Annotated in this window: 22 protein-coding genes and 2 pseudogenes; 20 read left to right on the forward strand and 4 right to left on the reverse strand. The window is 40.8% G+C overall.

Annotation, left to right across the window (positions count from 1 at the left end; genetic code table 11):
* The first annotated feature begins 11 nt into the window (after positions 1–11).
* From IPJ16_08040 to IPJ16_08050, 3 genes are all read left to right on the forward strand, one after another.
* Entirely contained in the window at positions 12–692 is a 681-nt protein-coding gene (locus IPJ16_08040; protein ID MBK7627133.1) for a murein L,D-transpeptidase catalytic domain family protein, read from the forward strand.
* Between the two features lie 137 nt (positions 693–829).
* Positions 830–1,537 (forward strand): hypothetical protein, encoded by a 708-nt coding sequence (locus IPJ16_08045; GenBank protein ID MBK7627134.1) that lies wholly within the window; start codon positions 830–832, stop codon positions 1,535–1,537.
* Positions 1,538–1,599: 62 nt separating this feature from the next.
* The gene (locus IPJ16_08050) at positions 1,600–1,998 is read left to right on the forward strand and encodes a VOC family protein (GenBank protein ID MBK7627135.1); all 399 of its coding nucleotides are present in this window, start codon (positions 1,600–1,602) and stop codon (positions 1,996–1,998) included.
* A gap of 135 nt (positions 1,999–2,133) precedes the next feature.
* On the opposite strand, the gene IPJ16_08055 is transcribed toward IPJ16_08050, so the two are convergent.
* Positions 2,134–3,471, reverse strand: a complete 1,338-nt coding sequence (locus IPJ16_08055) for a hypothetical protein (GenBank protein ID MBK7627136.1) — start codon at positions 3,469–3,471, stop codon at positions 2,134–2,136.
* A 61-nt stretch (positions 3,472–3,532) separates the two neighbouring features.
* The gene (locus IPJ16_08060) at positions 3,533–4,873 is read right to left on the reverse strand and encodes a right-handed parallel beta-helix repeat-containing protein (GenBank protein ID MBK7627137.1); all 1,341 of its coding nucleotides are present in this window, start codon (positions 4,871–4,873) and stop codon (positions 3,533–3,535) included.
* Positions 4,874–5,063: 190 nt separating this feature from the next.
* On the opposite strand from IPJ16_08060, the gene IPJ16_08065 reads away from it, so the two are divergent.
* From IPJ16_08065 to IPJ16_08095, 7 genes are all read left to right on the forward strand, one after another.
* Positions 5,064–5,624 (forward strand): sigma-70 family RNA polymerase sigma factor, encoded by a 561-nt coding sequence (locus tag IPJ16_08065; GenBank protein ID MBK7627138.1) that lies wholly within the window; start codon positions 5,064–5,066, stop codon positions 5,622–5,624.
* A 1-nt stretch (position 5,625) separates the two neighbouring features.
* Positions 5,626–5,928: a hypothetical protein gene (locus tag IPJ16_08070; GenBank protein ID MBK7627139.1), complete on the forward strand. Its 303-nt coding sequence runs from the start codon at positions 5,626–5,628 to the stop codon at positions 5,926–5,928.
* A 94-nt stretch (positions 5,929–6,022) separates the two neighbouring features.
* Positions 6,023–6,421: a lipocalin family protein gene (locus IPJ16_08075; protein MBK7627140.1), complete on the forward strand. Its 399-nt coding sequence runs from the start codon at positions 6,023–6,025 to the stop codon at positions 6,419–6,421.
* A gap of 154 nt (positions 6,422–6,575) precedes the next feature.
* Positions 6,576–7,055: a DinB family protein gene (locus IPJ16_08080; protein MBK7627141.1), complete on the forward strand. Its 480-nt coding sequence runs from the start codon at positions 6,576–6,578 to the stop codon at positions 7,053–7,055.
* A gap of 27 nt (positions 7,056–7,082) precedes the next feature.
* Positions 7,083–7,535, forward strand: a complete 453-nt coding sequence (locus IPJ16_08085; protein ID MBK7627142.1) for a GNAT family N-acetyltransferase — start codon at positions 7,083–7,085, stop codon at positions 7,533–7,535.
* A 77-nt stretch (positions 7,536–7,612) separates the two neighbouring features.
* A complete protein-coding gene (locus IPJ16_08090; protein ID MBK7627143.1) occupies positions 7,613–8,500 on the forward strand; it encodes a hypothetical protein in 888 nt (295 codons plus the stop codon).
* A gap of 104 nt (positions 8,501–8,604) precedes the next feature.
* The gene (locus IPJ16_08095; GenBank protein ID MBK7627144.1) at positions 8,605–9,732 is read left to right on the forward strand and encodes an epoxide hydrolase; all 1,128 of its coding nucleotides are present in this window, start codon (positions 8,605–8,607) and stop codon (positions 9,730–9,732) included.
* Positions 9,733–10,061: 329 nt separating this feature from the next.
* On the opposite strand, the gene pepF is transcribed toward IPJ16_08095, so the two are convergent.
* On the reverse strand, positions 10,062–11,942 hold the full coding sequence (pepF, locus tag IPJ16_08100; GenBank protein MBK7627145.1) for an oligoendopeptidase F: 1,881 nt from the start codon (positions 11,940–11,942) through the stop codon (positions 10,062–10,064).
* A gap of 282 nt (positions 11,943–12,224) precedes the next feature.
* Between pepF and IPJ16_08105 the strand changes: the two genes are divergently transcribed.
* From IPJ16_08105 to IPJ16_08130, 6 genes and pseudogenes are all read left to right on the forward strand, one after another.
* The gene (locus IPJ16_08105) at positions 12,225–12,749 is read left to right on the forward strand and encodes a pyridoxamine 5'-phosphate oxidase family protein (GenBank protein MBK7627146.1); all 525 of its coding nucleotides are present in this window, start codon (positions 12,225–12,227) and stop codon (positions 12,747–12,749) included.
* A gap of 74 nt (positions 12,750–12,823) precedes the next feature.
* Positions 12,824–13,732: a cation diffusion facilitator family transporter gene (locus tag IPJ16_08110; protein ID MBK7627147.1), complete on the forward strand. Its 909-nt coding sequence runs from the start codon at positions 12,824–12,826 to the stop codon at positions 13,730–13,732.
* 228 nt (positions 13,733–13,960) lie between these two features.
* On the forward strand, positions 13,961–14,704 hold the full coding sequence (locus IPJ16_08115) for a hypothetical protein (GenBank protein MBK7627148.1): 744 nt from the start codon (positions 13,961–13,963) through the stop codon (positions 14,702–14,704).
* Positions 14,705–14,718: 14 nt separating this feature from the next.
* A pseudogene (locus IPJ16_08120) lies at positions 14,719–14,850 on the forward strand (hypothetical protein).
* A 108-nt stretch (positions 14,851–14,958) separates the two neighbouring features.
* Complete coding sequence (locus tag IPJ16_08125) at positions 14,959–15,306, forward strand: DHCW motif cupin fold protein (protein ID MBK7627149.1); 348 nt, start codon at positions 14,959–14,961, stop codon at positions 15,304–15,306.
* Between the two features lie 31 nt (positions 15,307–15,337).
* A complete protein-coding gene (locus IPJ16_08130) occupies positions 15,338–16,219 on the forward strand; it encodes an EamA family transporter (GenBank protein ID MBK7627150.1) in 882 nt (293 codons plus the stop codon).
* A gap of 203 nt (positions 16,220–16,422) precedes the next feature.
* Here the strand turns inward: IPJ16_08130 and IPJ16_08135 are convergent.
* Positions 16,423–16,812, reverse strand: a pseudogene (locus tag IPJ16_08135) (DUF559 domain-containing protein).
* A 276-nt stretch (positions 16,813–17,088) separates the two neighbouring features.
* Between IPJ16_08135 and IPJ16_08140 the strand changes: the two are divergent.
* The 4 genes from IPJ16_08140 (at position 17,089) to IPJ16_08155 (ending at position 20,148) form a co-directional block, all read left to right on the forward strand.
* On the forward strand, positions 17,089–17,658 hold the full coding sequence (locus IPJ16_08140; GenBank protein MBK7627151.1) for a class I SAM-dependent methyltransferase: 570 nt from the start codon (positions 17,089–17,091) through the stop codon (positions 17,656–17,658).
* 92 nt (positions 17,659–17,750) lie between these two features.
* Complete coding sequence (locus IPJ16_08145) at positions 17,751–18,410, forward strand: DUF3592 domain-containing protein (protein ID MBK7627152.1); 660 nt, start codon at positions 17,751–17,753, stop codon at positions 18,408–18,410.
* A 142-nt stretch (positions 18,411–18,552) separates the two neighbouring features.
* Positions 18,553–19,083, forward strand: a complete 531-nt coding sequence (locus tag IPJ16_08150) for a hypothetical protein (GenBank protein MBK7627153.1) — start codon at positions 18,553–18,555, stop codon at positions 19,081–19,083.
* 288 nt (positions 19,084–19,371) lie between these two features.
* Positions 19,372–20,148, forward strand: a complete 777-nt coding sequence (locus tag IPJ16_08155; GenBank protein MBK7627154.1) for a hypothetical protein — start codon at positions 19,372–19,374, stop codon at positions 20,146–20,148.
* Positions 20,149–20,207: the final 59 nt, after the last annotated feature.

A 20,207-nucleotide genomic window follows, 5' to 3' on the forward strand; every position in this document is an offset into this window, starting at 1 on the left:
TATTTTTTCGGATGAATATTCTCAGGCGTATAATAATATTGACTCTGTCCACTCTTTGTCTTAACTTTTCCTATTGTAAACAGACAGTAAAAGAAAATGAAATACAGAAGCTATGGGCTGATTGTAAACTTGAAGGAGAGGTTCCTCCTGATGTTTTCAGTTCAGCAATTATCGGATACCGTAAGATAGAGAATAACAAAAAGAAAAATATCCTTACAATTATTGATTATTCAAAGCCATCCGATAAGGATAGGTTTTTCGTAATTGACCTTGACACCAAAAAGTTATTATTTAAATGTCTGGTTGCACACGGAAAAAACAGCGGAGAATACATAGCAACAAGCTTTTCAAACCAGTCGGGGTCTTTAAAGAGCTCCCTGGGGTTTTTCTTGACTGCCGAGACTTACTATGGCGATAATGGCTATTCTCTCAGACTCGATGGTCTGGAAAAGGGGATAAACGACAGTGCCAGAATGAGGGACATTGTAATTCATGGGGCCGGTTATGTTAGTCAGAATTTTATTGCAGAGAATGGCCGTCTCGGCAGGAGCTGGGGCTGCCCCGCATTACCCCTCGGGCTCACAAAAGAAATTATTGATTGTATCTCTGAAGGCAGTTGTTTGTTCATATATGCTGCTGATAGTCTGTACAGTGAAAGCTCGGTACTTTGCAGACCCGACAGGAAAAGATGACCTTTATCTTCTTTTATGTATTTCGCATTAAAGAAATATTATATTTGATCGGGGAAATCAACATTCTTAATAAGAAGAGACGCCCAATCCGGGGGTCTCTTTTTATTAGTATCTGTCTTTTATTTAATAACTGCACTATGAAAAAAACTATCGGTACATTGATTTTGTCATTCGTATTTGTTGTTTCTTTTTCACAGAAGTGGAAACCAACTCTCGGAATTGAGGGCGGCATGGGAGGCGGGGGCATGACTGCCCTGCTTAAAACAAATAATCCAATAATTAAGGATAATGCAGAACTCAGGAAAGATTTTGCTTATTCCGGAGGTGCCTTTCTGCAGGTAATGAGGCAGAGTTTTGGATTTGAAGTAAAGGTTGACTATACCTCTTTCGGTGCTAATGCTGAGTCGTTCAGCACTCCTGAAAATATTAATCTGAGATATCTTTCAGTACCATTTGTATTTAAATTAAGGCTATCTACAAAGGAGGGGTATTCATCCGGCTCCTGGACAGATGAAAGCTATTCGCTTATTGGCAATACACTATATCACTCACCAAGTCAGTATTCTGCGGGAGGTGCATTTACCACAAATGTTTTCATTTATGCAGGAGCACAGTACGATATTCTGAAGAGAGCAACTCATACATACGGTACAACAACAAAAGCGGTTGATGATATATCGGGAAGTTTAAGTGAAACAGGCTATTCGTTTGTAGTTGGTGCGGAATTTACAATGAATATGTTATCATTTGATTTCTCCTATCAGAAGGGTCTGAAACCTGCAATTCCCCTTTCTGATAATTATGTCAATGCCTTTTTGGTTAAAGTCAAGTTCAGGATTCTGTAATCCTTCTTCCGTGATAATGGAGAACTGACTATCTTTGTCAGCAATTTCATAATATCTGTTAAATGAATCGTCATATTGCACATATAACTCTTGTTGTTAACGACTATGATGAGGCAATCGATTTCTACACAAAGAAGCTTCATTTCAGACTTATGGAGGATACTGTCCTTAGTGAAACCAAGAGGTGGGTAATTGTCTCACCTTCAGATTCCGGAGGTTGCTCACTTCTTCTTGCTGAAGCCTCAGGAGAGGAGCAGAGGAGCAGAATTGGTAACCAGACAGGCGGAAGGGTCTTTCTTTTCCTCTATACTGATGATTTTCAAACAGATTATCAGAACCTTATCTATAATAATATCGAAATAGTAAGAGAACCTTCCATTCAACCTTATGGTACTGTGGCTGTTTTCAAAGATCTTTATGGTAACCTCTGGGATCTGATAGAACCGGGAGGGAGGCAATAGATATAGAATAAAACCAAAAGAAAAAGGGATTAAGAACTCATCATTCCTAATCCCGTTTTTTAGTTTTCCTTAGCTCTTCGCCCTGTGCCCTGAGCTCTGTGCCCTGAACCCTTCATGCTGAGCGAAGCCGAAGCATTACCTTCTCTTTGTTGCACTCGATGAGCTATTTTCCTTTTCTTTTGAACTGGTGCTTCTGGAAGAAGATTCAGATTTCGTTGCTTTTGTTGAAGATCTGGCCGGAGTAGAACTTTTTGTGGTCGTTCTGGCCGGTGCAGATGATTTTGTTGTCGTTTCCCTTGTTCTGCTTACAGTCCCGGTACTCTTTGTCGCTGCCGGCTTGGTAGCTGCCCTGTCTGATCCCGAATTACTCTGTCTCCTTGAAGAGGCGGCATTCTGACCTGAAGAACCACTTGTTCCCGACTTAACAGAAGTTGGATTGTCAGACCTTCTTATTGTACCTGTATTATTGATGGTTTTGGAATCGCTTTTTGTATTGGTACGGGTATTTGTGCGTGTTGTTGTGCTTCCTGCACTGCGGTCACCTGATTGAGTGGATACTGACTTTCTGCCCTCATCTGTTGATGTGCTGGTTCTGTTTGACCTTACATCGCTGTTTGTACGGGTACTTTTATATAAGGCTTCACCATCTCTGCGCGACTCCGGACGTGAGTAAGTGGTCTTATAGTTACCTTCCTTGACTCTTACACTTACTGTTGGTGAGAATACTCTCACGTTGGTGTAATAGAATGTATTGTACCTGGTGTAGCGTGGCTGGTGCCAGTGACGGTAGTGTCTGTAGTATTCAGGATACCAGTTTGAATAATATCCGTAGTAATAATGGTAGTAGAACGGGCTCCAGGGTTGCCAGTAGGAAGGGTAATATCCCCATCTCCATGATGAACGCCAGACTACGTAATCGGGACGGTATATAAACCTTATCATTGGCCATGCAGCTACTTCGTAGTAATTGGTCCTTATTACTGTTACGTTCTGCCTGTTGTTATTTCTCCCGTTATATCCAGGATTTGGTGTTTCGCCATTATTATCATCATAAATCGGTTCAATAATATAATTCCTTCCATACAATTCTTCATCGCCTATGAGCTGTATTGCTACCTCTCCGTTACGAAGTTTCTGAACCGTAAAAACGCCAACATCCTGTCGCTCATTATTGTTTAATGCCACTGACATTACTATGTTATGGTCTTGTCCATCAACATAATCAGTAACCATTATGTAGTCAACAAAGTTATCGCCATTCAGATCAAGGTTATTGATTCTGGAGTTTTGTTCATTAAGTTTTCTCTCAAATCCTTCCAGTGTCTCAGATTCCTGGAACAGGCTCATAACAGCATAGAGATTTAGGTTATCTCCCGGCAGACCCAGATATTCATCGGGTTTATCCTGTGCCCTTACTATTGTTCCGGTAGCTATCAGGAGCGAGAGAATCGAAGTAAATAGTGCCTTTTTCATTTTGTTTAATTTTAGAAGAATCATTTCTTCATATCGACAATAACAAAACACGTACCAAATTTCATTCTGAAACCAATTCTCCCGACTTGTGGCCGCTAACATTATTGTTCTTCATCTCTGCAGGCAGGCTGTTTTTATACTGGAACAGGGCTGCAATCTGTTTTCCTTTACCACTGTTTCTGATAGTATTGTTTTCAATAACCACTCTTTCAGCCTTGCAGTTTATTGAAATACCATAGCCTCCTTCTTTTGTTCCGTTATTTTCAATGATGTTATTTCTTATTATTGTCCCGTGGGGTGCATTGGCAGGGATTTCGCCTCTTAAATGGATGCCATCTGATCCGTTTTCACTTATAGTATTTCCCTCAAACAGCATATCAGTGTCTTTATGCCCTGTGCTTATTCCGTTTCTGCCATTTCGAGAAAAAGTATTATTCTTTACCTCTCCGTTTCTTACCCTCCAGCATACAAAGAGTCCATAACCATCATTGTCATGACTGTTATTCCCCTCAATAGTTGTGTACGGAGAACCGGTTCCGGGATGCAGTCCGCTGTTTGAACAGCCATATACCTCGCAGTTCCTTACGGTAACATATTCGGTTATCTGCCAGCTTATTCCATCGCTGTTATAATCTTTAACAATAACATTTTCAACCACAGCCTTATGAACCTTATGCAGATAGATCCCTCCGGCACGGCAGCCATCTATCATATCGTTTGTCTCACGGCTCCCGTCAACGGTGAGGCCGGAGATCGTTACATTATTCGCCTCCACAGCGCTTATCACAGAACAGGCATTTGAAACTGTACCGTTATCTCCAGCCTGGTAATCGCGTACCAGATACTCGTCAATAAATAGTGTATTACCCTCTATTGAAGTAATTTTTGCAGTTGTAAGGTCCCAGCCTGAGCGCTGTTTATCGTCATATATAGCAACTCCCATTCCCGGTTTGAATCCCGATGCATCTGCAATAGTCAACCGTAATTCCCCATAGTCGGCATCAATTGTAAACTGCGACCTGAATCCCTTACATTTCTTCAGTATCGTTTTTGGACCCGACCCTGTAAGAGTGATATTATCATACAGCCTTACCGGTGCAATTATATCAAAATGTCCGGGCATGAGTTTTACTGTACCACCATTACCTGCTTCTTTCAGGGCATCGATAGCTGTTTGTATAGCCACAGATGTGAATCCCTGTATTTCAGCATTGTTTCCTCCCACAGTAATAACTCGTGCAGATCTGATTTTATGCACAACTGAAACAACGCCTGAATCAGATTTGTGATTAATACTGACTTTGATATTCTCACTTTCTTTTTTCATTTCGTTACTCTTATTCTGGTATGTACATCCTGAGATAATAATCAGGAAGAGGAAGGTAAATTTAATTATTCTCATGGCGGTCAGTTTAAGTTCTGTTTTTTAAACGATTCAGAAAAGTAAGAAATTTTTATGACATGTAATAAGCGGCTACCGGTTTCCGGCTACCGGCAAGCGGTAAGGGCAACTTATCTATCCCAAAAATAGTTGTCATATTTTTAAAATATATTTACCCTGCTTTCGTCTATGGAATTAAACAACCTCTTAAATGAGCCCGAAAGAGTCAGAGAAAATTGGAACTGTTTATAAAGATGAGCGAAAAAGATTGCTCGGATATATACGTAACAGGATTCCGGATCATGTTGAGGCTGAAGATATTCTGCAGGATGTCTTCTACCAGCTGACTATTGGCTTCCGGGACATCAGGAGGATTGAAAACCTGACAGCATGGATCTATAAAGTGGCTGATAACCGTATCACCGATCTCTTCCGCAAGAAAAAGCCTGTAAAAGTCAGTTACAGCGAAAATGCACGGGATGATGAGGACGGACCTCTTTTACTCGAGGAGATACTCCCTTCGCTCGGATCAACACCCGAAGATGATGAGTTAAAGGAACTGATATGGGAAGCCATTGAAGAGACGCTGTCGGAACTTCCTGAAGAGCAGAGAAGTGTATTCGTTGCAAATGAGTTTGATGGTAAGAGTTTCAAAGAGATATCTGAAGAAACCGGTGCCGGAATAAATACCCTCATCTCACGCAAACGATATGCTGTTCTTGCCCTAAGGGAAAACTTAAGTGAATTATATAAACTATTTAAAAATCATTAGTATGAAAGCGTTAACAGTTTTAAAGTATGTTGGATTTGGAATTCTTGGTGTGGGCTTTGTTATTGCAGTGGTATTTGGAGTCCAGGCTCTCTGGAACTGGCTAATACCCGAATTATTCCATGGACCAGTGATAACTTTCTGGCAAACTGCCGGGTTATTCCTGCTCTCAAAAATTCTGCTAACAGGAGTTGCCCCTGGTGGATCAGGTAACCATCGGAAAAGTGAGTGGAAGAGGAAATACAATGACAAGTTCAGATCATCGTGCAGGGATGATGAAAAAGTTACTTCACCTGAACAAGCATAAAGGATGCCGTCTCAAGAATAATTGAGACGGCTTTTTTATTTGATCATTTTTTGGTACAATTCTTGTGCTTTTCAAGTGCTATAAACAGCCTCTCATGAAAAAGATATATTTGCTGCTGATTTTACTGATTTCGGTTTCCTGGTCCTGTTCGAAAGATAAGATAGAGATTGACGGCAACAATCTGCTTATAGGTGTATGGAACTATTCAGAGTATAAAGACAATTCTGCTGTTTTTACCCGAAGCAGTGAATTTGTTGATAATCATTGTTATAAATTTAACATTAATGGGACCCTTGTTGAGCGAAAAAATGCAGGGTGGTGCGGAACTCCGCCGGTAACTTATGGTGATTTCGATGGAACCTGGTCGATTCAGAATGATACAATTCTTACAATAAATGTTGGTTACTGGGGAGGAAAAACTTCATACAAGCTTGATATTGAATCACTAGATGAGAACAATCTGGAGGTTATTTCTCTTTTGGAAATCAAATAAATTCAAATGCCATCCTTCGTTTTTTTTCATATATTTCCGGCCTTAGCCAACCCGAATGAAAACTCCGTGGCAGCCTGAGCTTGTCGAAGGCCTCCGTGTACTTCGTGGTTAAAAAAATATTTTGGGAAAATAGTCAGAAGAATAGATTATCAATATGTTAGACACCTCAATTTTGGCAGAAGAGATTACCTCCCTGATCGTGGAGTGGGAATCAAAGTTAGCAGCCCTCCCAAATGATACAATCTCTCAACGAAGAAATAGTCAGAACAGGAATATAAAGCAGATTCTTGGTCATCTGATCGACTCAGCTTCAAACAATACCCACAGGGTGGTACACCTTCAGTATCAAACCTGTCCGCTTGAGTTCCCAAACTACGCAACTTTTGGAAATAACGACCGGTGGATTGCTATTCAGAACTATCAGAATGAGGACTGGTCTGATATGATACAGTTGTGGAAGTATTCGCTTTTACATTTCTGTCATGTGATCAGAAATGTCAATAAGGATAAGCTCCATAACGAATGGATCTCCGAACCTGGTAAGAACATCACTATGGAGACCATGATAATTGACTTCCCGAAGCATCTGAAACTGCATCTTAAAGAAATTGAAGAACTTATCGGAAGAATCTGACCTGGATTTGAAATGTAATTTACTGTCATGATTATAATAAAAAGAACATCATCTGAAAATCCCGATTTCATTAAACTCGTAAAACTTCTCGATGCAGATCTTGCTATTCGCGATGGTGATGAACATACGTTTTACTCTCAGTTCAATACCCTGCAGAAGATTAAACATGTCGTAGTTGCCTTTGACGACCTTAATCCTGTTGGCTGCGGAGCGATTAAAGAGTACTCCGCAGATACAATGGAAATTAAAAGGATGTATGTCCATCCCGATCACAGGAAAAAGGGCATCGCATCCAGAGTTCTTCTTGAACTTGAGGCATGGGCAGGAGAAATGTCATACCAGAAATGCATTCTTGAAACAGGCAAAAAGCAGCCGGAAGCAATTGGTATGTATAGAAAGAACGGCTATACCTCAATTCCGAATTACGGACAATATGCAGGTGTTGAGAATAGTGTGTGTTTTGAGAAGAGGATAAAATGATCTGGTGAAACCCGCTATATACTCCGTTCTACTACTTTGTAAAATTAATATCTTTACATCCCAGTTAAATAACATAAATGGTTAATAAGACCTACACTCAGTTTGGAAAATTTTCGGTAGCTGTTATGCTTCCAATATTCATTCTAAGTCTGATAATGTTAGTTTGTATCGGTTTTGACGAATTAATTACCGTTTTCACTTTCGGTTTTGTTTTATTAACTCTTTTGATATGCCTTCTGACCTTCTACAAACTGACAATATCGGTCACCGATACATATGTTTCATTCAGTCTAGGGATAGGATTAGTCTCGAGGAAGTATTCTGTTTCAGATATTAAAAGCTGTAAACCTGTAAAAAATAACATCCTCACAGGAGTTGGCATAAGGATGCTAAACAATGGCTGGCTTTATAATGTCTCGGGACTTCAGGCAATTGAGCTGACATTCAAAAACAGAAAATCGGTTGTCAGGATCGGAACAGATAAGCCTGAAGAGGTCGCAATGGAAATCAATAAGTTAATCGAAGGAAATAAAATGGAGAGCATATCCGATTACAATAGTAAGTCGCATGTTGCTTTAATACTGATTATCCTTTTTCTTGCTATCATCATTCCAGCGGCGATTGTTCTCTCCGGGAAACGTGAAATAAAGACAACTTTTACAAACACTGAATTTGTTATAAACGGAATGTATGGAATGGGTATTAAGCTTGCCGATATCAGGCAGCTTGATACTATTTCTGCTTTGCCCGCAATAAAAAGACGTACAAACGGTTATGCTGCCGGTAATACACTTAAAGGAAACTTCACTCTCAGCGATAAAAGCAAGGTCAAATTGTTTATTACAAAAGGAAATCCACCCTATATTTCTATCCGGACAGATGATCTTCAGCTATATTTTAATTTTGAAGACAGCCGTAATACTGTGGAGTTGTTTAATGAACTGAAAGAGAGGGTGAAGAGGTGAAGGGGAGAGTGGGAGAGTGGGAGAAAAGGAGATGACTGCAGGACCGCAAGACCGCAAGACTGCAAGACAACGAGGGATAAGAATAAACGAACAATGAATTCATAATGATAAAGAAAATCGAGATACAGATTGCTCAGCAGCACTTAGACAAGCTGAAAGAGAAAATTAGAAATACCAGATGGCCCGATGAGATAGAAGGGTCGGGATGGAATTATGGCGCGAGCCTTTACTATATGAAGGAGCTGGCTGACTTCTGGCTCAATGTCTACGACTGGCGGAAAACAGAAAGTGAAATTAACAGTTATCCAAACTATATTGCCACTATCGACGGATTCAAGATTCATTTCCAGCATATAAAAGGAACAGGCCAGAAGAATATCCCGCTAATAATGACACACGGCTGGCCTTCATCCTTCCTTGAGATGAAAAAACTTATTCCTCTGCTCACCCAAAGCAGTCCGCTCGCTTTCGACCTGGTTATCCCTTCGATGATGGGGTATGGTTTTTCGCAAAAAATCAGAGAGTCAGGATGCAATGTCATCTTTATGGCAGAATTATGGCATAAGTTAATGACAGAACTGGGATACGATAAATACGGAGTACAGGGCGGCGACTTCGGGGCAGGTATCTCAACAGCCCTTGCAGCTAAATATCCTGAGCATGTAACCGGGATTCATCTTAACTATATCCCCGGCAATTATGTGCCGAAAATGGAAGAGAATGAGGAGTTTACAAAAGAAGAAAACGATTATCTCGATCAGGAAGAAGCCTGGTATGCTAAGGAGGGCGGATATTCGCTTCAGCAGAATACCAAACCACTTACTCTGGCATACGGACTGAATGATTCTCCGGTTGGATTAGCTGCATGGATAGTGGAAAAGATGCACGGATGGGCCGACTGTAATGGCTATATCGGTAATGTTTTTACAAAAGATGAACTGTTATCCAATATCACTCTCTACTGGATAACAGAAACAATACATTCGTCTATAAGACTTTATAATGAAAACAATAAAGTCCCTCTGATTCTCGGTAAAGAGACATTTATTAATACCCCGACCGCTATCGCACATTTCAAATATGAGGAACCATTTCCCCCGCGCTCTTTCATCGAAAGGGGATATAATATAAAGCAGTGGTCGGATTTCCCGTCTGGAGGTCACTTCCCTGCCATCGAAAAACCCGAACTGCTTGCTGAAGACATAATTAAGTTTTTCAGTCTTCATACTTAGACATTCAATTGAATTCAAAAATTTCCCCTCCTTTTGAAGGAGGGGTGGTCGGGATGATTGATTATCATATATATACAGTATTTTATTTCCCGACCGGGGTGGTTGATTCTCTGATTTCCTTTTACCTATATTTAAATGAAAACAAAAACATCTTTAACAGGAAAAGTCTTAAGTTCTTAGAATCGAATCCACTTCTACAGAGGTAATCAACCACCCCGGCCGGTATCAGAATTTGTTAAATATTTAAAAAACAGTCCGGCCACCCCTCCTTCAAAAGGAGGGGAAATGTATTAGACACTGCAGGACCGCAAGACCGCAAGACTTTTTATTTACTTCTTATTAAGTATCAGATCAATCTCATCCATCACCCTGTTCATGAATGCGATAGTCAGTTCGAAAGGCTCATTAGTAGTCAGATCGGCTCCGGCTTTCTTAAGCAGTTCGATCGGATAATCAGATCCTCCCGATGAAAGGAAGGTTATATATTTATTCAAAGCCTCTTTGTCACCGCTCTTGACTTTTTCAGCAAGCGATATTGATGCAGTGAATGAAGTGCTGTACTGGTATACATAGAATCCCCTGTAGAAATGAGGTATGAAAGCCCATTCCATCTCAAGGTTCTTATCAAGTTTGGTGATACCCTTTTCGGATCCGTAAAATTTCTTCAGAATATCCATATAGATCCCTGAAATTTCATCACCGGTTAGCGGCTGACCTTTTTCGACAGCTTCATGAATACGCAGTTCAAACTCTGCAAACTGAGTCTGGCGGAAGAGTGTGCCTTTAAAGACATCGAGCCAGGTCATCAGCATTGAGAGCCTTGTATTATCGTCTTTTACTTTCTTTATCATATTATCGAATAGTAGCACCTCATTAAAAGTTGAGGCAACCTCCGCTACAAATATGGGGTAGTCGGCTAGAGGATAAGGCTGTTTGTTGTTCGAAAGGTAGCTCTGCATTGTATGTCCCAGTTCATGAGCCAGTGTGCTGACGTCAGAGTACAGATCGGTGTAGTTCAGCAGTATATACGGATGCAGATCCTTGTCCATTCCTGAAGAATATGCACCAAACTGTTTGCCAGGAGTCGGATATACATCAATCCATCTGTTGTCGATGGCCTTCTTCACTGTTGCAATATATTCATCGCCAAGAGGTTTCAGTGCCTCGAGGATGATGCCGGTTGCTTCATCATATGTATATTTCAGGTCAATATCCTTAACTACAGGGGCATAAAGGTCGGAGTACTTCAGTGTGTCAACTCCAAGCATCCTCTTTTTGATTCCCAGGTAGCGATGGAAGGCAGGCAGGTTCCTGTTAACATTCTCTACAAGAGATGTATAGACCTTAACAGGTATGTTGTTTGGGTAGAGCGACGCTTCGAGAGCAGACTCGTAATGTCTGGCCCTGGATTGGAAGATATCCGTTTTTACAGTACCATAAAGCATCTCTCCGTAGGTTGCCTTGTAATTCTCCCAGTTATTCCAGAAGGCATTGAAAACAAGCTCTCTGTCGGTCCTGTTAGTACTGGCTCTGTATCTGTTATATTCCGACTGTGTAACTGTTAATTTCTTTCCGTTCGAAAGTGTTACTTCAGGTGATGGCATCTCAGCATTACTGTATGTATTGTAAACAGCGTCAGGAACGCCGGTTACCATTGACGATAGCGCCATAATACGTTCTTCCGGTTCTGAAAGAGAGTGTTTCTTTAATCTGAACAGATTCTCAAGGCCCATTCTGTAAGGAGCCAGTTCAGGATCTGATTTTATGAAGCCGTCTATCTTCGACCACTCGGCCGACAGGATCTCAGGCTCGGCAAAAGCTGTTCTGGTACCCAGATCTGAGAACATCTGCTGAAGCTCCTGCTTCATAGCATTGTATTTCATATTGCGGGTATCCAGGTCGGAGTTGAAACTGGCATAACTGTATAGTCTGGATGCCTCTTTCCCGATCTCAGAGCCCAGGACATAGAATTTTTTCAGATCGGCAGCTGATTTCGTGAGTGTTCCTTTGAATTTCTCAAGTCCTGCCGCTTTCACAGCCAGTGCCTCTTTGGCTTTTGTCCAGTCAGCATCTGATTTATATATGTCCGTAAGGTTCCACTTATATTTATCGGCTATCTCATCTCTTGTTTTCTGTCCGTATGCTGAAAAGGAAACAGAAGTAAGTACTGCAAAAAGCATTATCGCTCTGACTAAAAGTCTTTTATTCATATAATGTGATTTTAAAATGACGTTAAAGATAATTTATTTCTGATTTCTTTATTCTAACAATTGACAATCAGCAATTGTTTAACAAAACATAAGTATTAAAGATCTTCTTCGCCGTTACGCCCTTACGCCTTTACACTATTGCACCTTCGTTAAAGCTACGGTGCACGCAGTACGCCATTCCTCCCATCATCTATAAAACATCATAAATAATACATTAAGCTCATAGGGTAAAAGCCCCCTTTGACGATCTTCTGTTTTTAACCCGATAAACTTAAATAATAGATGAAATCAAAACTTATTTCAATTTGCAGTCTGATAGTATTAACTGCACTCATTTCACCGAAGATAAATGCTCAGTCGGCCATAAACAGAGACACACTGATGTTTGCAGCAAAAGAAATTATAAAAGGAACAAACTATTGTGGTCTGGCTACAGTCGATGCTTCAGGGCAGCCACAGATGCGTACGATGAACCCTTTTCCTGTTAATGATGATTTCATTACATGGTTTGCCACATCAAGGAGCAGCCGTAAAGTAAAAGAGATTAAAAACAATCCCAAAGTATGTGTTTATTATGCCGACCATTCCACTGCAAAAGGATATGTCAGCATCACGGGAACCGCAGAGGTGATAGATGACAGGGACCTGTTGGTTAAGATGAAACGCGATTACTGGAACGGAATACCAAACTGGGAAACCAATTTTGTTCTTATTAAGATAGTCCCGAAAACAATGGAAGTTGTTAATTATAAACGTGGACTGAGTAGTGATCCCAATACCTTCAGTGCACCGAAGATGGTCTTCTGAATAGGAAAGAAGGGGAGAAAGGGAGAAAGGGAGATTGAATCAATTTCACTAAATTTGATTCATAAATTTTTCATATGTCACATCAGGATGCATCGATTAAATCGATACTATTTGCCTTACTGGCTAACTTTGGGATTGCTGTAACCAAGACAGCAGCAGCAGTAATAACCGGATCGGGTGCTATGCTGGCCGAGTCGATACACTCCTTTGCCGACTGTGGTAACCAGGGATTGCTTTTCCTCGGGTTAAGCAAATCGAAGCGGAAGCCCGACCCTGATCATCCTCTGGGATATGGCAAAGAGATCTATTTCTGGTCGTTTATTGTAGCACTTATCTTATTCAGTATGGGAGGGATGTTCTCAATATATGAGGGCATCCATAAACTCAGTTCGCATGAAGGACTTACAAGTCCGATTATTGCAGTTGTTGTTTTATCTGTCAGCATGATTCTCGAGGCGGCTTCTCTGTATGGCTGTCTGACACAAATAAATAAGATAAGGCATAATGAATCACTCTGGAAGTGGGTTAAAAACACCCGTAAGAGTGAACTGGTAGTTGTATTGGGAGAAGATATCGCTGCTTTGCTGGGACTCTCTTTTGCTCTTATTGCGGTTCTGCTGTCTATTATAACAGGTAACCCTGTATTTGATGCAATTGGAAGCATTGGCATTGGTGTTTTGCTGGTCTTTATTTCTATCTTCCTGGCCACCAAGGTAAAAAGCCTGCTTATCGGACAAAGTACTGATGATGAAACCCGTAAAGAGATAATAAGTATCCTTGAAGCAAGGCCCGAGATTGAGAAAATACTTAATCTCATCACATTACAGCTGGGTGCTCAGATAATGGTTGCCGTAAAAGCCAGAATGAAGGCAGTTGATTCTGCAGAACAGCTGATCAAAAATATAAATAACTGCGAAGCTGAACTAAAAAAGCACAATACTGCAATCAACTGGGTCTTCTTCGAACCCGATATTGACGACTGAAGAAGGAGGGGGAGAAGAGGAGAAAGGGAGAGGGGGAGACTGCACGACTGCATGACTGCAAGACATTTCTTCCGCCCTTGCGCCTTTACGCCATAACGCCCTTGCGCCCTTCCCCCCATCATCTATCATCTATAATACATAATCCATAATTCATCCTTGCTTCTATTCCGATTTATTTGTAAATTTGGTATATACTACTTCTTTGTCTCAAACTAAAAGCAGTGTCCAATGAAAAAGAAAGCAGAAACCATTAAAGCTGAAAATATCAGAAAGACATTCTATCGTACCCGTAAAGCCATAGGATGGCTGGGAATACTCCTCTCCTTTATATTGTTGCTGCTTTCTTTCATTCCTTTTTTTAAAACAGCTATTCAGCCTTCAATAAGCCATTACTACTATACAAATCTGCGCGAGATTTTTACAGGAGTACTCTGCGCCACAAGTCTTTTTCTGATCTCATACAGGGGGTATTCTAACGAGATCTTCTGCTTAAATGAGAATATAATGACAAACATTGCAGGTTTTTTAGCTTTAGGAGTCGCTCTTATGCCTACCAATCCTGTTAAGGTGAATGGTGAAATTAACTGGTTAGATAAAATTGATACTCTATTGCCGGTATACGAATCCTGGACTGGAACCCTTCACTATATTTTTGCTGCCGGCTTTTTCTTTATACTGGCTCATATCTCCCATAATATTTTTGTACTGGGTCAGATAGAAATCAAGGGCAAAACCACCCAGCCTTATAATGAGAACAGGATCTACAGGATATGTGGCTGGGTGATTTTCATAGCTATTCTTTTGATTCCGGTAGGCAAGTTTTTGGTAGGGGAGTATTCAACGTTGCCTCTTGAAGCTGTTGCACTAGTTGCTTTCGGTATTTCGTGGCTTACCAAGGGAAGGATTTTTGAAGTGACCAAGGCAGCGGGAAAAGCAGTTTACATGGAAAATCGTAAAGAAACTAAAAAGTAATGATATTATAAGCCTCGTGGTATAATCCCCGTAACGGTGAATCAACGCCTTCAGGCACATTCGACTGCAAAGGAGAGATACTGTTCGACCCGCCAGGCGAAAGAGCAAATGACAACGACTGGGTGCTGGTCCTTAACAAAAAATAGGCATGCTTCGGCTGCGCTCAGCAAGCGTGTGTGGCTCAGAGCACAGAGCACGGAGCATGGAGCACAGAGCACAGGGAAGAGTATTGAAAATAATCAAATAACATATCGATGACATCTGACAAAAGCATTCCGTTTCAGACTATAGACTGGTCTATGATACCCAAAACAGAACATAAAGGTGAAACCGGAACTGCATACTGGCAGACCTTACAATATCCGGGATTAAGGATCCGTATTGTTGAGTATACCCCCGGCTATCTTGCCGATCACTGGTGCCGGAAAGGTCATATTGTTCATTGTCTCGAAGGTGAGTTTGTAAGTCAGCTCAGCGATGGCACAGTGACTCTGTTGAAAAAGGGCATGACATACGTTGTATCTGATGACCTTAGTTCTCACCGTTCTGTCTCTGCCGCAGGTGTAAAACTATTAATTATAGATGGTGATTTTTTAATGTAGTAAAGAACCTTTAAACCGTTAACCAGTTTAGATGATGGAGACTGCCATGGTTACAATAGCTGTCTTACTGCGGATATTATCCAATCCGTTGGGTAATGTCTTTCAGAAACAGCTTACGGCAAAAGGAATCCATCCTCTGTTTGTTAATTTCCTGACATATTTCCTGTTATCAGTCTTTTGTATAGTTGCTATTTTCTTTTTTAATCTTCCTGAAGTACCCCGGCAATTCTGGATCTATTCAGTTCTGGCGGGTATGACCGGAGCACTTGGCAACGGCTTCCTCGTTAAAGCAATAAACGATGGAGAACTTTCGGTACTCGGGCCGGTTAATTCCTATAAATCGGTTGTGGGGATTATCGGCGGGATCATACTGCTGGGAGAGATCCCTTCATTATGGGGAATTGCAGGAATTGTGCTTATCATCTACGGAAGCTATTTTGTTCTCGATACCACCGAAGAAAGGTTTTCATTTGCACTCCTGAAAAGAAGCGATATTCAGTTCCGTTTGATAGCAATGATACTAACAGCCATTGAAGCTGTATTTCTGAAGAAAGTAATTATTGCATCATCTTCAACAATAGCATTCCTGAGCTGGTGCTGTTTCGGTGCTCTCTTTTCATTTATTCTTTTGTTTGTTTACCGTCTCGATTTCTTAACAGAAGTGAAGAAAACCAGTCTCAGTGATACTCGGAAATTTGTCCTGCTCATAGCCTGTATCGGCACAATGCAGTTCACTACAAACTTCACTTTCGAACACATGCCTGTTGGTTACTCTTTATCACTCTTTCAGCTCTCCGCAATTGTCAGTGTATTCTTCGGCTACCGGTTCTTCAAAGAACGCGATATCCGCAAAAAGTTACTCGGTTCCTTTATCATGATAATCGGTTCAGTCATAGTTTTCTTTCTAAAGTAATAATCATGACCCGGCACACAGCACCACTTAGCCGTCAAATTTAAGATTTTGAAAAAGGTTAGGTGTAGTTGAATACAAAAGGTACAACTATCTTAATATCAGGATATAGTAAGCTAAATAAACTCTCCCCTCCTTTTGAAGGAGGGGTGGCCGGACTACATTTTAATTTTGATACAAATGCTTATCCCGGCCGGGGTGGTTGATTATTCTATCAGATTACTAATTCCTTTTTTATTAAATATTTTAATTATCTCACCTTTTAAATATTCAGGATCCTGGAATACAAATCTTTTTTCAAACCTTAAAATTGTGAATCCTAAACTCTCGAGATATTTATCCCTGTTTTCATCTTTTTGTATCCGATGATATTCACCATGAGGATTTCCATCCAGCTCAATAATAAGTTTTTCTGACGGACAACAAAAGTCAACAATGTATCTGCCAATACTATACTGTCTTCTGAATTTTCTTCCTGCAAGTTTCTTTGACTTAAGCATAACCCATAGAGCTACCTCAGCTTAAGTTGAGTTGTTCCTGAGAACTGATCTGAATCCTTTCAGGCTTTTTCTGTTGATGAGGTTTTTGTTGATCATGGATTTAAAGGTACGAAAAAACTAATAAAATCAACCACCCCGTCCGGGAAATAATATTTCATAAAAGGCAGATAATCAGTACTCCCGTCCACCCCTCCTTCAAAAGGAGGGGAGACTTTTACTTATTCCCGCATCTTCAATACTAAGCTTAAGTTGAAGCCTATGCATTTCACCCTGCTTAGCATTAGCTAATTTCCTGCCCTTACGCCCTTACGCCTTTACGCCCTTGCGCCTTTACGCCTTTTTATTATATTTGAATATCATTAAAGTTTAACAATGAATAACGATAACCGCCCCTACGTTTGCCCTGCTGAGTTTTCAGGCAGTCTTGATAATCCAATACGACGTTTATTTCATAATCCCCGGAAGATACTGGGGCCATTCATAAACAAAGGAATGACTGTCCTTGACCTGGGATGCGGACCGGGATATTTTACAGGCGAACTGGCAAATCTTGTCGGGGAGGAGGGAAAGGTGATTGCAGCAGATCTGCAGGAGAAAATGCTTGCCAGGATGGCAATTAAGATAAAGGCAATGGGAGTAGAGAATAGAGTGGAGCAGCATAAATGCTCTGCAGATAAAATAGGCCTCATGAAAAAAGTTGATTTTGTTCTCGCCTTCTGGATGGTTCATGAAGTCCCTGATCAGCTGGGAATGTTTTTCGAGCTGCAAAATATTTTGAGTTCAGGCGGGAGAATTCTTGTCATCGAGCCAAAAATCCATGTGCCGTCAGCAGCATTTGCTAAAACAATCGCGTATTCAGAGACAGCTGGTTTTGAAATTATTGAAAGGCCAAAGGTTGTTATAAGCAGATCAGTCCTGTTGTCTGTAAGAAGTAATAAATAAAAAACCAAAGCACTTCGGGCAACGCTGTTCAACACTCCATAATTCAAAAAAGTTTATTATTTTCACTCATCATTACCTCAAAACACTATCCTATGAATACCGGAAATAAAATCCTGCTTGTCATCTGTGGAATTACATTAGCTGCCGGAGTAATAATTTATCTTGAAGCATCAGCATATCAGAAGACTGCTAAACTCACTGTGGGAACTGTTGTAAACAGCGGGATGTCACGTTATGAGATAAAATACACATCTGACGATGGCATTGAAAGAAACAGTCAGAGAACCCAGAGCAGTAAGGGAAGGAAATATCATGATGGTGATAAAGTGAAGGTCTTCTATCAGGTAACTGATCCCGACAAATGCCGCATCACAGACGGAAAGAGAGGGGGGAAGAAAGTTGTATTCTGGGGATTCATCCTGCTACTGTTTAACCTGACTATGATCTATTTAAACAGAAAAAAGGAGACTACGGAAAAATATTTCAAAACGACAGGCAGGAAAGTGGAGGCACAGATTCTGAAAATTGATTTTGACATGGAAATTAATATCAGGAATAAGAATCCATATTTGATCCACTGTAAATGGACCGATCCGATGACAGGCAAGGAATACAGGCATACTATCAGATATATATGGCAGGATCCGGAAACCCTCCTTGCCGGACGTAAAACAATAGATGTCTATATCGATCGGAATGATCCGGAGAAGTATTTTATGGATATTGCTTTTCTGGGAGATACTGCAAAATAGTCTGTACCCTGACCCATGAAAAGGAGAGGGGGAGACTGGGAGAATGGGGGACTCAGGGGCAAAATTACTCCGTGTAAAATCCGTGGCCTCCGTGTCTCCGTGGTAAAAGAAAACTAAAAGACAAACAGCAATACCCTGCACCATGATCACCTTTGAACTGGTAAGTAAAAAACGCAAACCAATCAAACGCTATGCCTTTGGAGGGATAATTAGCGGCTTTTTGATTCTGATTCTTGTCGGATCGACAGGTCGCTGGTTAAATGATACTGTAAGTGTGGCGTTGATGATCCTTGTTGCCTGTCTTTTTGTAGCCTCCCTGTATATTATCAATTACTCGGTTAAGTTCAAGGATGTAATCGGTCAGATCTCTTTTTTTGAGAATTATATCGAGGTGAAATCAGACCAGGAAAAAGAAATAATCTATATCGATAATATCCGCAGCATCCGTTTCAAAATTTCCGGATATGAAGGATTAAACAGCACTACATTTTTTGAATACCTGTTATGGTTCCCTGCATACTTTTCCTATAAAAACGGCATGAACAATTTTGTAAATATCGTCACCAGTGCAGGCACACGGCAATTCGAATTCTACATTCCAGATAAAACCAACTGGCAGAATATCAAAAAACTTGCACAGCATTACCATACCGTCCTTTCCAAAATCCGATAGTCATTCAATAGTCATTCAATTGTCATTCGATCGTAGAACAATCAATGACAACCAATGACGGCGAAGCCAAATGACTACGAATGACAACCGAAGGCTAAATGACGGCGAAGCCAAGTGACACATTCAAAATCTCCGTGTTCCTCCATGCTCTCCGTGTCTCTGTGGTTTTTTACCGCTTTGACTTTTGCCTTTGCGCCTTTGCGCCCTTCCTCCCATCATCTATCTTCTATAATACATATTACATTTTTTCGATTTAATCCGTAATTTTAGGCCAGCTAAAACCCGAAAATGAAAAAAGCCTGGAAAAAAGCTGTTCTGGAAGCACTGGAACGCACAAGGAGTATAAAAAATGAGACTCTGACCGCAAAAGATCTTCAGCACTTACCTGCTATTGTTCAGAAATACATTGAATATACCGGATCAGTGGGGAAAGAAAAAGTAACGAATTTCAGAGCCGTTTTTAAAGGGGGGATAAGATCAAATTCCTCTGAAGAATACATGCCTCTTACATCTGTGCAGTATAATTTCACTGATAGGCCAACACGGCTTTTCTACATCGTTGCAAAGAAGAAAGGTATTCCTGCAAAAGGGATTCACCTGTACCGCGACCAGAAAGCAATTATGCTTGTAAAAATATTCGGACTCTTTACTGTGGTGAATGCCAGCGGCAAGGAAATGGATCAGGGCGAGACAGTGACTCTGTTTAACGACATGTGTTTCATGGCACCTGCTTCACTCATTGACCGGAATATTATATGGAAGGAGATAGACGAAGTAACAGTTGAGGCAAAATTCACTAATGGTAATATTACTATCGGTGCTACATTGTATTTTAACGGCAAAGGGGAACTTGTTGACTTTCTTAGCAACGACAGATTTGAGACGACAGATGGCAAGACATACAAAAACTATCCCTGGCTCACACCCGTTACAGGCTATAGTGATGTAAACGGATTCAGGCTGCCCTCGGGTGCCAGACTGATCTATAAACATCCCGATGAAGAGTTATGCTACGGCGAGTTCAACCTTGTCATCATCGACTACAACTGCAAAGAATTTGAATAACGTACTTTCTCTGCCGCTTTGCGCCCTTGCGCCCTTTATAAAAACAAAATCTGAAAAAA

The sequence above is a fragment of the Bacteroidales bacterium genome (genome assembly GCA_016709865.1).
Taxonomy (GTDB): domain Bacteria; phylum Bacteroidota; class Bacteroidia; order Bacteroidales; family VadinHA17; genus LD21.

Excerpts from the sequence above, each read along its gene's own strand:
- IPJ16_08040 (MBK7627133.1), top strand. The coding sequence starts at position 12 with ATGAATATTCTCAGGCGTATAATAATATTGACTCTGTCCACTCTTTGT.
- IPJ16_08045 (MBK7627134.1), top strand. The coding sequence starts at position 830 with ATGAAAAAAACTATCGGTACATTGATTTTGTCATTCGTATTTGTTGTT.
- IPJ16_08050 (MBK7627135.1), top strand. The coding sequence starts at position 1,600 with ATGAATCGTCATATTGCACATATAACTCTTGTTGTTAACGACTATGAT.
- IPJ16_08055 (MBK7627136.1), bottom strand. The coding sequence starts at position 3,471 with ATGAAAAAGGCACTATTTACTTCGATTCTCTCGCTCCTGATAGCTACC.
- IPJ16_08060 (MBK7627137.1), bottom strand. The coding sequence starts at position 4,873 with ATGAGAATAATTAAATTTACCTTCCTCTTCCTGATTATTATCTCAGGA.
- IPJ16_08065 (MBK7627138.1), top strand. The coding sequence starts at position 5,064 with ATGAGCCCGAAAGAGTCAGAGAAAATTGGAACTGTTTATAAAGATGAG.
- IPJ16_08070 (MBK7627139.1), top strand. The coding sequence starts at position 5,626 with ATGAAAGCGTTAACAGTTTTAAAGTATGTTGGATTTGGAATTCTTGGT.
- IPJ16_08075 (MBK7627140.1), top strand. The coding sequence starts at position 6,023 with ATGAAAAAGATATATTTGCTGCTGATTTTACTGATTTCGGTTTCCTGG.
- IPJ16_08080 (MBK7627141.1), top strand. The coding sequence starts at position 6,576 with ATGTTAGACACCTCAATTTTGGCAGAAGAGATTACCTCCCTGATCGTG.
- IPJ16_08085 (MBK7627142.1), top strand. The coding sequence starts at position 7,083 with ATGATTATAATAAAAAGAACATCATCTGAAAATCCCGATTTCATTAAA.
- IPJ16_08090 (MBK7627143.1), top strand. The coding sequence starts at position 7,613 with ATGGTTAATAAGACCTACACTCAGTTTGGAAAATTTTCGGTAGCTGTT.
- IPJ16_08095 (MBK7627144.1), top strand. The coding sequence starts at position 8,605 with ATGATAAAGAAAATCGAGATACAGATTGCTCAGCAGCACTTAGACAAG.
- pepF (MBK7627145.1), bottom strand. The coding sequence starts at position 11,942 with ATGAATAAAAGACTTTTAGTCAGAGCGATAATGCTTTTTGCAGTACTT.
- IPJ16_08105 (MBK7627146.1), top strand. The coding sequence starts at position 12,225 with ATGAAATCAAAACTTATTTCAATTTGCAGTCTGATAGTATTAACTGCA.
- IPJ16_08110 (MBK7627147.1), top strand. The coding sequence starts at position 12,824 with ATGTCACATCAGGATGCATCGATTAAATCGATACTATTTGCCTTACTG.
- IPJ16_08115 (MBK7627148.1), top strand. The coding sequence starts at position 13,961 with ATGAAAAAGAAAGCAGAAACCATTAAAGCTGAAAATATCAGAAAGACA.
- IPJ16_08125 (MBK7627149.1), top strand. The coding sequence starts at position 14,959 with ATGACATCTGACAAAAGCATTCCGTTTCAGACTATAGACTGGTCTATG.
- IPJ16_08130 (MBK7627150.1), top strand. The coding sequence starts at position 15,338 with ATGATGGAGACTGCCATGGTTACAATAGCTGTCTTACTGCGGATATTA.
- IPJ16_08140 (MBK7627151.1), top strand. The coding sequence starts at position 17,089 with ATGAATAACGATAACCGCCCCTACGTTTGCCCTGCTGAGTTTTCAGGC.
- IPJ16_08145 (MBK7627152.1), top strand. The coding sequence starts at position 17,751 with ATGAATACCGGAAATAAAATCCTGCTTGTCATCTGTGGAATTACATTA.
- IPJ16_08150 (MBK7627153.1), top strand. The coding sequence starts at position 18,553 with ATGATCACCTTTGAACTGGTAAGTAAAAAACGCAAACCAATCAAACGC.
- IPJ16_08155 (MBK7627154.1), top strand. The coding sequence starts at position 19,372 with ATGAAAAAAGCCTGGAAAAAAGCTGTTCTGGAAGCACTGGAACGCACA.